This is a genomic window from Micromonospora musae (assembly GCF_003626545.1).
Lineage (GTDB): Bacteria > Actinomycetota > Actinomycetes > Mycobacteriales > Micromonosporaceae > Micromonospora > Micromonospora musae.
In genome coordinates this window covers 580,474-590,136 of the sequence record NZ_RAZS01000005.1, presented here as the reverse complement: position 1 = coordinate 590,136, position 9,663 = coordinate 580,474, and the positions used below count along the sequence as shown (strand labels likewise).

Below are 9,663 nucleotides of genomic sequence, written 5' to 3'. Positions count from 1 at the left end.
CTAGACGACTGGGTTGATAGGCCGGAAATGTAAGCCCGGTAACGGGTTCAGTTGACCGGTACTAATAGGCCGAGGACTTGACTACTAAGCTGCTACGCGTCCACTGTGCAACTCTGAACAAGCAACAACCCCCAATTGTGTGTGGTTGGTTGACATGTTCATAGAGTTACGGCGGTCATGGCGGAGGGGAAACGCCCGGTCACATTCCGAACCCGGAAGCTAAGCCCTCCAGCGCCGATGGTACTGCACTCGGGAGGGTGTGGGAGAGTAGGACACCGCCGGACATTCTTTCCGTTCAGGGTCACCCCTTTCAGGGGTGGCCCTGAACGCGTTTCCGGCTGTCTTCAGAAACGGCGCGGGCATCGCCGGCCCCGGTGAAGGAGCGGATGGCGCCGGCCCGCCGACGAACGGGCCGGCGATGTTCAGCCGCGGGTCTGGATGACGTTCCGAATGTCGCCGAAGAGCTCGCCCGCGTCGTCGACCGAGCGGCCGGGGAACATGCCCAGCACCACGCTGCCGTGGTCGGCCCATCCGCAAACCGCGAAGTCCCCGCCGTCCCCGCTGGTGGTGCCACACTTCATGACCCCACCCAGCTCGCCGGCCGGCACCTCGCGTAGCCCCGTCACCTTGCCCGTCTCGTCGGCCATCAGGCCGAAGAGGCTGTCCAGGTCGCGCTCCGGCTGCCACAGCAGGGTCGTGCCGCCGAAGAGCAGTACGGACCGCTTCTCGTCGGTCGGGTCCCGGTAGACGGTGCCGAAGCTGCGGTCGAGCTCGATGTCCGCGGCGAAGCCGCTCCGCAGGTAGTCGGCCGTGCTCCGGGCCCGCTCGCTGTCGTCCCTGCTGAGACCGGCCACCTGGTCGGGCGAGGCGATCCTGGTGTCCTTCTCCTGAGCCACCCGCCAGCCCGCAACCCCGAGCACGCCCGCTCCCGCCAGGCCCACCACGAGCGCCGCACCCCACACGATCCGCCGTCGGCGGGACCAGCCCACCCGTCGCTCCGGGGCGGCGGCGGGGTCCCGGTTGCTCAGCTGGATGGGCTCCTCGGTCAGCTCGACGGGCTCCGGGCCGTCGGAGAGCTGCCGCTCGGTGAGATGTGCGTCGGACATAGCCGACACCGTACGCGAATGGCAGGTGGCGCACGCCGGGTCCGCCGAAGCCCTCCGTAGACTTTCTCGGGTGACCGAGAGACTGGATGCCCGACGCCCCGACGCCCCCACCCTGCCCGGCCAGTACCAGCCGGGTGAGGTAGAGCAGCGACGGTACGAGCAGTGGGTAGCCGCCGGCCACTTCCGGGCGTCGGCGGAGAGTGACAAGCCCCCGTTCACGATCGTCATCCCCCCGCCGAACGTGACCGGTTCGCTGCACATGGGGCACGCGTTCGAGCACACCCTCATGGACTCGCTCAACCGGCGCAAGCGGATGCAGGGCTTCGAGGCGCTCTGGCTGCCCGGCATGGATCACGCCGGCATCGCCACCCAGAACCTGGTCGAGCGGCAGCTCGCCACCGAGGGGCTCTCCCGGCACGACCTGGGTCGGGAGAAGTTCGTCGAGCGGGTCTGGCAGTGGAAGGCCGAGTCCGGCGGTGCGATCCTGGGCCAGATGCGGCGCCTCGGCGACGCGGTCGACTGGGACCGGGAGCGCTTCACCATGGATGCCGGGCTGTCCCGGGCCGTCCAGACCATGTTCAAGAAGCTCTTCGACGACGGCCTCATCTACCGGGCGAACCGGATCATCAACTGGTGCCCGCGCTGCCTCACCGCGCTCTCCGACATCGAGGTGGAGCACACCGACGACGAGGGTGAGCTGGTCTCGATCCGCTACAGCGACGACGTGGTCGTGGCCACCACGCGGGCCGAGACGATGCTCGGTGACACCGCGGTCGCCGTGCACCCGGACGACGAGCGGTACAAGCACCTGATCGGCACCGAGGTGCCCGTGCCGCTCACCGACCGGCGGATCCCGATCGTCGCCGACGAGCACGTCGACCCGAGCTTCGGCACCGGCATGGTCAAGGTGACCCCGGCGCACGACCCGAACGACTTCGAGATCGGCCAGCGGCACGACCTGCCCGCCCTGACGATCATGGACGAGCGGGGCATCATCACCGCGCACGGCCCGTTCCAGGGGCTGGACCGCTACGAGGCCCGCCCGGCGATCGTCGCGGCGCTGCGTGAACAGGGCCTGATCGTCAGCGAGAAGCGGCCGTACGTGCACGCGGTCGGGCACTGCTCGCGGTGCAAGACCACCGTCGAGCCGCGCCTGTCGCTCCAGTGGTTCGTGAACACGGCGCCGCTGGCCAAGGCCGCCGGCGACGCGGTCCGGGACGGCCGGGTGAAGATCGAGCCGGCCGAGCTGGCCAAGCGCTACTTCGCCTGGGTCGACAACATGCACGACTGGTGCATCTCCCGCCAGCTCTGGTGGGGCCACCGCATCCCCGTCTGGTACGGGCCGGACGGCGAGATCGTCTGCGTCGGCCCGGACGAGCAGCCGCCCACCGGCGAGGGCTGGCGACAGGACGAGGACGTCCTCGACACCTGGTTCTCCAGCGGCCTCTGGCCCTTCTCCACGCTGGGCTGGCCGGAGCGGACCCCGGACCTGGCGAAGTTCTATCCGACCAGCGTCCTGGTCACCGGGTACGACATCCTCTTCTTCTGGGTCGCCCGAATGATGATGTTCGGCCTGTACGCGATGGACGGGGTGCAGCCGTTCGACGTGGTCGCCCTGCACGGCATGGTCCGCGACGAGCACGGCAAGAAGATGTCCAAGTCGTTCGGCAACGTCGTCGACCCGCTGGACTGGATCGACCGGTTCGGCGCCGACGCCACCCGGTTCACGCTGGCGCGCGGCGCCAACCCGGGCCAGGACGTGCCGGTCAGCGAGGAGTGGTGCCAGGGCTCCCGCAACTTCTGTAACAAGCTCTGGAACGCGACCCGCTTCGCGCTGATGAACGGCGCGCACACCGACGGGCCGCTGCCGGCCGCCGAGCAGCTCTCCACCGTCGACCGGTGGATCGTGTCCCGGCTCGCGCACGTCACCGCCGAGGTCGACGAGCAGTTCGAGGCGTACGAGTTCGCGAAGGTCTGCGACCTGCTCTACCACTTTGCGTGGGACGACGTCTGCGACTGGTACGTCGAGCTGAGCAAGCCGGTGCTCGCCGAGGACGGACCGGCCGCCGCGGTCTCCCGTCGGGTGCTCGGACACGTGCTGGACCAGCTGCTGCGGCTGCTGCACCCGGTGATCCCGTTCGTCACCGACGAGCTGTGGACCGCGCTCACCGGCGCCGAGAGCGTGATGGTCGCGGCCTGGCCGGTGGCCGACCGTACCCTCGTTGACGACGCCGCGGAGGCGGAGGTCGGCACCCTGCAGCGGGTGGTGACCGAGGTGCGGCGGTTCCGCTCCGACCAGGGGCTGAAGCCGACGCAGCGGGTCGCCGCCCGGCTCGACGGTCTCGGGCCGGCGGGCATCGCCGCGCACGAGCCGCTGATCCGCTCCCTGGCGCGGCTGGACGCGGCCGGTGACGACTTCACGGCGAGCGCGACGCTGGCCATGCCGGGCGAGGTGAGCGTGGCCCTGGACACCCGGGGCTCGATCGACGTCGCCGCCGAGCGGGCGCGCCTCACCAAGGACCGGGCGGCCGCCGAGAAGGAGGTCGCGCAGGCGCGGGCGAAGCTCGACAACCCGGCGTTCGTCGGCAAGGCCCCGGAACCCGTGGTCGCCAAGATCCGTGAGCGACTGGCGGCGGCCGAGGCGGACCTGGTCCGCGTCGACGCCGCGTTGGAGGCGCTGCTCCCATGACCGATCACCACGCCTTCGCCGAGGTGGAGGCCGAGCTGGCCGAGCGGGGCTTCACCCGCATGGTCTTCGAGCTGGACCGGATCGAGTCCCTGCTCGACCTGCTCGGCAGCCCTCAGCGGGCGTACCCGTCGATTCACCTGACCGGAACGAACGGCAAGACGTCGACGGCCCGGATGATCGACTCCCTGCTGCGGGCGTTCGGCCTGCACACCGGCCGCTACACCAGCCCGCACCTGGAGACCGTCCGGGAGCGCATCAGCCTGGACGGGGAGCCGGTCAGCGAGGAGCGGTTCGTCGCCACCTACCGGGAGGTGGCCCCGCTCGCCCGGCTGGTGGACGAGCGCTCGGCAGAGCCGCTCACCTACTTCGACATGACCACGGCGCTGGCCTTCGCGACCTTCGCCGACGCGCCCGTCGACATCGCGGTGGTCGAGGTGGGGCTCGGCGGGGCCGAGGACTCGACGAACGTGCTGCAGGCCGGCGTAGCGGTCATCACCCCGATCGGCCTGGACCACACCGAGTGGCTCGGCGACACGATCGAGGACATCGCGCTGCACAAGGCGGGCATCATCCACCCCGGCGCCACCGTCATCTCGGCGGCGCAGGAGGAGGAGGCCGCCCGGCCGATCCTGGAGCGCTGCGCCGAGGTGGGGGCCACCGTCGCCCGGGAGGGTTCGGAGTTCGGCGTGCTGCGCCGGGCGGTCGCCGTCGGCGGCCAGGTGCTGACCCTCCAGGGCCTCGGCGGCGTCTACGAGGAGGTGTTCGTCCCGCTGCACGGCGCTCACCAGGCGCAGAACGCGGCGGTGGCGCTCGCCGCGGTGGAGGCTTTCCTGGGTGCCGGAGCCCGGCGGCAGCTCGACATCGACGCGGTGCGGGAGGGTTTCGCGGCGGCGAGTTCACCGGGTCGGCTGGAGCGGGTACGCAGCGCTCCCACGATCCTGCTCGACGGCGCGCACAACCCGCACGGAATGGCCGCCACCGTAACCGCCCTCCAGGAGGAGTTCGCGTTCAGCAAGCTGGTCGCGGTCGTCGGCGTGCTCGGCGACAAGGACGCCCCGGCCCTGCTGGAGCTGCTGGAACCGGTGGTCGACCAGTTGGTGGTGACCGGCAACAGCTCGCCCCGGGCGATGCCGCCGCGGGAGTTGGCGGCGCTGGCGGCCGAGGTGTTCGGCCCCGAGCGGGTCGAGGTGGCCGAGGAGATGCCGGACGCGATCGAGACGGCGGTGGCGCTGGCCGAGGAGGACGTGCCGGGGGAGCTGAGCGGGGTGGGTGTGTTGATCACCGGATCGGTGGTGACCGTGGCCGACGCCCGCCGGCTGCTGAAGCGATGACCGGGCCCGAGCAGCCGCGCCCTTCGGGGCTGCGTAACCCGCAGCGGTCGGTCCGCAGCCTCGGTGCCGCGACGCTGGCCATCGAGGCGTTCGTGCTGCTGCTCGCCATCCAGCCGATCCGGGTGGTCGGTGGTGACCTCAGCGGCACCGCGATCGGCGTGGTGGTGGCGTTGGCGCTGGTGGGGGTGGCGCTCGCGGGCATGATGCGTCGCCAGTGGGCGTGGCACGCCGGTACCGCCCTGCAGGGGCTGTTGCTGCTCTCCGGTCTGCTGCACTGGTCGCTGCTGGTGCTGGGCATCATCTTCGCCCTCGCCTGGGCCTACGCCCTGCACGTGCGCCGGGTCATCCTCGGCTGACCCGTCCGCGCCGGGCGTCCGCCCCGACGACGGCGCACGCTTTCACGGAAAGAGTGGCTGTTCCGCGCGGAACAGCCACTCTTTCCGTGTACGAGGCATCTCGGGGCGGGGCGGGGGTCAAGCGTCGGCGCGTTCGCGCAGCTGGGTGAGAGCGATGCCGTGGCCGTCGGGGTCACGGAAGGCCGCCGCCCACACCTCGAACTTGGTGCCCCGGTTGACCACGCGGGGGGCGTAGGTGAACCGCACACCGGAGTCGCGCAGCCGCCCGTACGCCGCCTGGATGTCGTCCACCTCCAGGTTGACGTGCACCAGCCGGCGGCTCACCGGCGCGGCCTCGGTCACCTGGCGCAGCACGAGCCGGGTCGGGCCCGAGGCGAGCAACGCGTTGCCGCTGCCCTGGTCGACCTCGGTGAAGCCGAGTACGTCCCGATAGAAGTCGAGCGACCGGGACAGGTCGGTGACCAGCACCGTGAGCCCGATCCCGCTGATCGGCGCCGCCGGATCGGAGGGGTCGTCCACCGGGTCGGCGCCGAAGATCGCTTCGTCCAGGTCGGCCGGCGTGACCCGCTCGTCGCGCGGCTCGCGAGCCGGGGTCGGCTCGTCCAGCGGCAGGTCGAGCGGGTCGAGGGGGTCGACCGGGTCGAGCGGATCCTCGCGGACGGTGGTGGGGGCGGCAGCCGTCGGCGCGACGGTGTCGAAGTCCTCCTCGGCGGGTGGTCGCGGTGCCGGGGTGGCGCGGCGCGGGAGCGGATTGCTGGCCGTCGGCTCGACGAGCGTGCCCTCCAGCACGACCGGTCCGCCCGGACGCTGGTGCACCACGACCGGCTCGCGCTCCTCCGGCGGGGCGCCCGGCTCGTCGCGCAGCGGGTCGCCGGCGAGCGGGTCGCCGAGCGGGTCGCGGAAGTCGTCGTCGGCGGAGCGTCCCGCCCACGGTGGGGCGTCCTGGGCGATAAGCACCTCGTCCACCGGCTCGGGGCCGGCGTACTCGGGCGGCAGGTCGGCCGCGGCCGCCGCAGTCTCCGCGTGCGTGGGCACCTCGTCCCAGAGCACCCGCACGTGCCGCTGGTCGTCGAGCGCCACCCGGATGGGCAGGGTCTGCCCGAGCGAGGGCCACTTGGCCACCGGCACCCGCGGTTCGATGATCTTCTTGCTGCGGGGCGGCAGTCCCGGCGCGTCGATGACCAGCTGCAGCTCGCACCGGCCGAACGCGTACTGGGTGGGGGGCTCGGTGGCGCTGTGCACGTGTCCCTCGCCGATCACCCAGGTGCGCCCACCGGCGCGTACCGTCGCCAGCGCGATCGCCAGCACCAGGAGGGCGGTGCCGAGCGCCACGATGGGCCAGCTCGTCATGCCGAGGCCGAAGAGCATCACGAAGGTCGCCACGGTGCCGAGCACCGCGCCGATCAACTTGCGTACCGGTGCGATGGGCCGGCTCCCGCCATTCGCCACAGTGGACCTCCCGGGGGTCAAGGGCCAGGCTAGGCCGCGGCGGCCACCGGGGGAAAGGCCAGCCGCCGCGCCGGCGCCGGGACCGGGTCGCTAGGCTGACCGTACCCAGCCAGACCCGCTTCCGCGCACAGGAGGAACTCAGCGTGTCCAGCAGCATCCCCGAGGAGCGCACGCTCGTACTGATCAAGCCCGACGCGGTTCGCCGTGGCCTGGTCGGTGAGATCATCTCGCGCTTCGAGCGCAAGGGACTGCGGATCGAGGTCATGGACGTCCGGACCATGGACGCCGCGCTGGCCGACGAGCACTACGCCGAGCACGTGGACAAGCCGTTCTACCCGCCGCTGAAGACCTTCATGACCGGTGGTCCGCTGGTCGCCCTGGTGCTCGCCGGCGACCAGGTCATCGACGTGGTCCGCAACCTGGTCGGCGCGACCGACGGGCGGCGGGCGGCCGCGGGCACCATCCGCGGCGACTTCTCCCTCTCCAACCGGGAGAACCTGGCGCACGCGTCCGACTCCGTCGACAGCGCCAAGCGCGAGATCGCGCTCTGGTTCCCCGAGCTCGCCTGACGTAGCCCGCCGGGCTCGGCCCAGCCCCGCACGGGCGCTGCTGCCGAGCCCGCCACGGCGCCACGGCGCCACGGCGCCACGGCGCCACGCCGCCACGGCCGAGCGCCGTCGGCTCGACTCGTCGTTCCGCGACGCCGGTGCGCGTCCGACCCCGTGCCCACCTGCGCTTTCTCGTCTCCGCCGCCGGTAGGACGGGCGGGCCCGACGGGTTGCGGCAGCGGCAGCTGTGACGCCGGTCATGCCGGTCGTCAGCCGCCGTTCCGGTCACGGTCACTCGGGCCCCGGGAACCGGACACGTCCGGCCGGTACACCGACTGGATCAGTCCCCGATCCGGGAGGAACGATGACCGAACTTGATCGACGTGCGGTACTGCGGGCCGGTTTGGTAGCCGGCGCGGGAGTGGTCGGCGGCGGGCTGCTCGGTGCGGCCGGCGCGACGGCCGCACCCGCGTGGCGGCCGGCCGGCCGCCCGGTGCTCACCCACGGTGTGCAGAGCGGCGACACGACGGCCGACTCGGCGCTGGTGTGGACCCGCGCCGACCGGCCGGGCCGGATGCTGGTGGAGGTGAGCCGCCGGCCCGACTTCCGGGGCGCCCGACGGTTGACCGGCCCCGTGCTCGACCCGTCCGGCGACCTCACCGGCAAGGTGCGGCTGCGTGGGCTCCCTGCCGGTGAGCGACTGCACTACCGGGTGCGGGTGGAGAGCCTCGACCGGCACGGACTGGTCAGCGAGCCGCTGACCGGAATTCTGACCACCGCCGCCCGGGAGCACGACCGGCGGGACGTCCGCTTCGTCTGGACCGGTGACATCGTCGGGCAGGGCTGGGGCATCGCACCGGACTTCGGCGGCCTGTCGATCTTCCGAGCGATGCGGGCCACCCGCCCCGACTTCTACCTGTGCAGCGGGGACACCGTCTATGCCGACGGCCCGCTCAGCGAGACGGTGACCCTGCCGGACGGCCGGATCTGGCGCAACCTGGTCACCCCGGAGAAGAGCAAGGTCGCCGAGACGCTTACCGAGTACCGGGGGCAGTACGCGTACAACCTGCTCGACGAGCACCTGCGTCGGTTCGTCGCCGAGGTGCCGCAGGTCAACCAGTGGGACGACCACGAGGTGACCAACAACTGGTACCCGGGTGAGGTGCTGACCGACGACCGGTACACCGAGCGCCGGGTGGACGTGCTCGCCACCCGGGCCCGCCGGGCGTTCCACGAGTGGGTGCCCACCCCGCTGGACGGACGCCTCTACCGGCGGCTGTCGTACGGGTCGCGACTGGACGTGTTCGTGTTGGACATGCGGACCTGGAAGGACCCGAACGACGGCAACACGTACGCCGACCCGAAGCGGGGGCTGCTCGGCCGGGAGCAGCGCGAGTGGCTGATCCGTGAGCTGAAGCGGTCCCGGGCGACCTGGAAGGTGATCGCCGCCGACCTGCCGATCGGGGTGGTCGTACCGGACGGGCCCGGTACCCAGGAGGGTGTGGCCCAGGGCGATCCGGGCGCGCCGGCCGGGCGGGAGCTGGAGTTCGCCGAGGTGCTGCGGAGCGCGCACCGGGCCGGGGTGACCGGCATCGTCTTCCTCACCGCCGACGTCCACTACAGCGCGGCCCACCACTACGACCCGGCCCGGGCGGCGGTCGGCGACTTCACCCCGTTCTGGGAGTTCGTCTCCGGCCCGGCGCACGCGGGTGCGTTCGGACCGAACGCGTTGGACGGCACGTTCGGGCCGGAGGCCGTGTTCGTGCACGCGCCGCCGCGGGCGAACGCCTCTCCGGCCGAGGGATTCCAGCACTTCGGCGAGGTGGAGGTCGACGGCGACACCGGCGCGTTCACGGTCCACCTGCGGGACCGTGACGGTGTCTCGCTCTGGAGCCGGACGCTCCCGGCCCCGACGCGCTGATCCGCTCGACGATCGACGGCGGTGGCCCGGGACGCCGGGCCACCGCCGGCTGCGGGGGATCCGACCGTCGGGCCGTACGACGCCCGGTGGTTCGGTGGCACCTTCGAGTGACGGGGGCGCCGTCCGCCGGTGACGCCGGCGGCGCTTCGGGTAGATGAGGTACGCGCACCCCGCGATCCGTCCCCATCCGAGCACCTGGGGAGCACCACCCGTTCGGGGATCTGGGGTACGTCCGCTACCGTGACACCGCCCGCACGTACACG

The 9,663-nt window shown here is 72.0% G+C and carries 7 protein-coding genes and 2 rRNA genes; 7 read left to right on the top strand and 2 right to left on the bottom strand.

From position 1 onward, the window contains the following. Both D7147_RS17465 and rrf read left to right on the top strand, forming a co-directional pair. A 23S ribosomal RNA gene (locus D7147_RS17465) occupies positions 1 to 85 on the top strand; the annotation flags it as partial. Between the two features lie 82 nt (positions 86 to 167). Beyond that, a 5S ribosomal RNA gene (gene rrf, locus D7147_RS17460) occupies positions 168 to 284 on the top strand. A gap of 138 nt (positions 285 to 422) precedes the next feature. Here rrf and D7147_RS17455 read toward each other — a convergent pair. Then, a complete protein-coding gene (locus D7147_RS17455; RefSeq protein WP_120678861.1) occupies positions 423 to 1,106 on the bottom strand; it encodes a hypothetical protein in 684 nt (227 codons plus the stop codon). Positions 1,107 to 1,176: 70 nt separating this feature from the next. On the opposite strand from D7147_RS17455, the gene D7147_RS17450 reads away from it, so the two are divergent. Genes D7147_RS17450 through D7147_RS17440 form a run of 3 tightly spaced genes read left to right on the top strand, consistent with a single transcriptional unit; the run spans position 1,177 to position 5,482 of the window. Further along, positions 1,177 to 3,795, top strand: a complete 2,619-nt coding sequence (locus tag D7147_RS17450; RefSeq protein ID WP_120678859.1) for a valine--tRNA ligase — start codon at positions 1,177 to 1,179, stop codon at positions 3,793 to 3,795. Continuing rightward, the gene (locus D7147_RS17445) at positions 3,792 to 5,126 is read left to right on the top strand and encodes a bifunctional folylpolyglutamate synthase/dihydrofolate synthase (RefSeq protein WP_120678857.1); all 1,335 of its coding nucleotides are present in this window, start codon (positions 3,792 to 3,794) and stop codon (positions 5,124 to 5,126) included. Before D7147_RS17450 ends, D7147_RS17445 begins: the two co-directional genes overlap by 4 nt. Next, a complete protein-coding gene (locus D7147_RS17440) occupies positions 5,123 to 5,482 on the top strand; it encodes a DUF4233 domain-containing protein (protein ID WP_120678855.1) in 360 nt (119 codons plus the stop codon). Before D7147_RS17445 ends, D7147_RS17440 begins: the two co-directional genes overlap by 4 nt. A gap of 117 nt (positions 5,483 to 5,599) precedes the next feature. Here the strand turns inward: D7147_RS17440 and D7147_RS17435 are convergent, their stop codons facing one another. Beyond that, positions 5,600 to 6,931, bottom strand: a complete 1,332-nt coding sequence (locus D7147_RS17435) for a VOC family protein (RefSeq protein WP_120678853.1) — start codon at positions 6,929 to 6,931, stop codon at positions 5,600 to 5,602. Positions 6,932 to 7,074: 143 nt separating this feature from the next. Between D7147_RS17435 and ndk the strand changes: the two genes are divergently transcribed. Together ndk and D7147_RS17425 are read left to right on the top strand one after the other, a co-directional pair. Further along, positions 7,075 to 7,500, top strand: a complete 426-nt coding sequence (gene ndk, locus D7147_RS17430; protein ID WP_120678851.1) for a nucleoside-diphosphate kinase — start codon at positions 7,075 to 7,077, stop codon at positions 7,498 to 7,500. Positions 7,501 to 7,843: 343 nt separating this feature from the next. Beyond that, on the top strand, positions 7,844 to 9,400 hold the full coding sequence (locus D7147_RS17425) for an alkaline phosphatase D family protein (protein ID WP_120678849.1): 1,557 nt from the start codon (positions 7,844 to 7,846) through the stop codon (positions 9,398 to 9,400). The last annotated feature ends 263 nt before the right edge of the window (positions 9,401 to 9,663 follow it).

Excerpts from the sequence above, each read along its gene's own strand:
- D7147_RS17445 (WP_120678857.1), top strand. The coding sequence starts at position 3,792 with ATGACCGATCACCACGCCTTCGCCGAGGTGGAGGCCGAGCTGGCCGAG.
- D7147_RS17425 (WP_120678849.1), top strand. The coding sequence starts at position 7,844 with ATGACCGAACTTGATCGACGTGCGGTACTGCGGGCCGGTTTGGTAGCC.
- D7147_RS17455 (WP_120678861.1), bottom strand. The coding sequence starts at position 1,106 with ATGTCCGACGCACATCTCACCGAGCGGCAGCTCTCCGACGGCCCGGAG.
- D7147_RS17440 (WP_120678855.1), top strand. The coding sequence starts at position 5,123 with ATGACCGGGCCCGAGCAGCCGCGCCCTTCGGGGCTGCGTAACCCGCAG.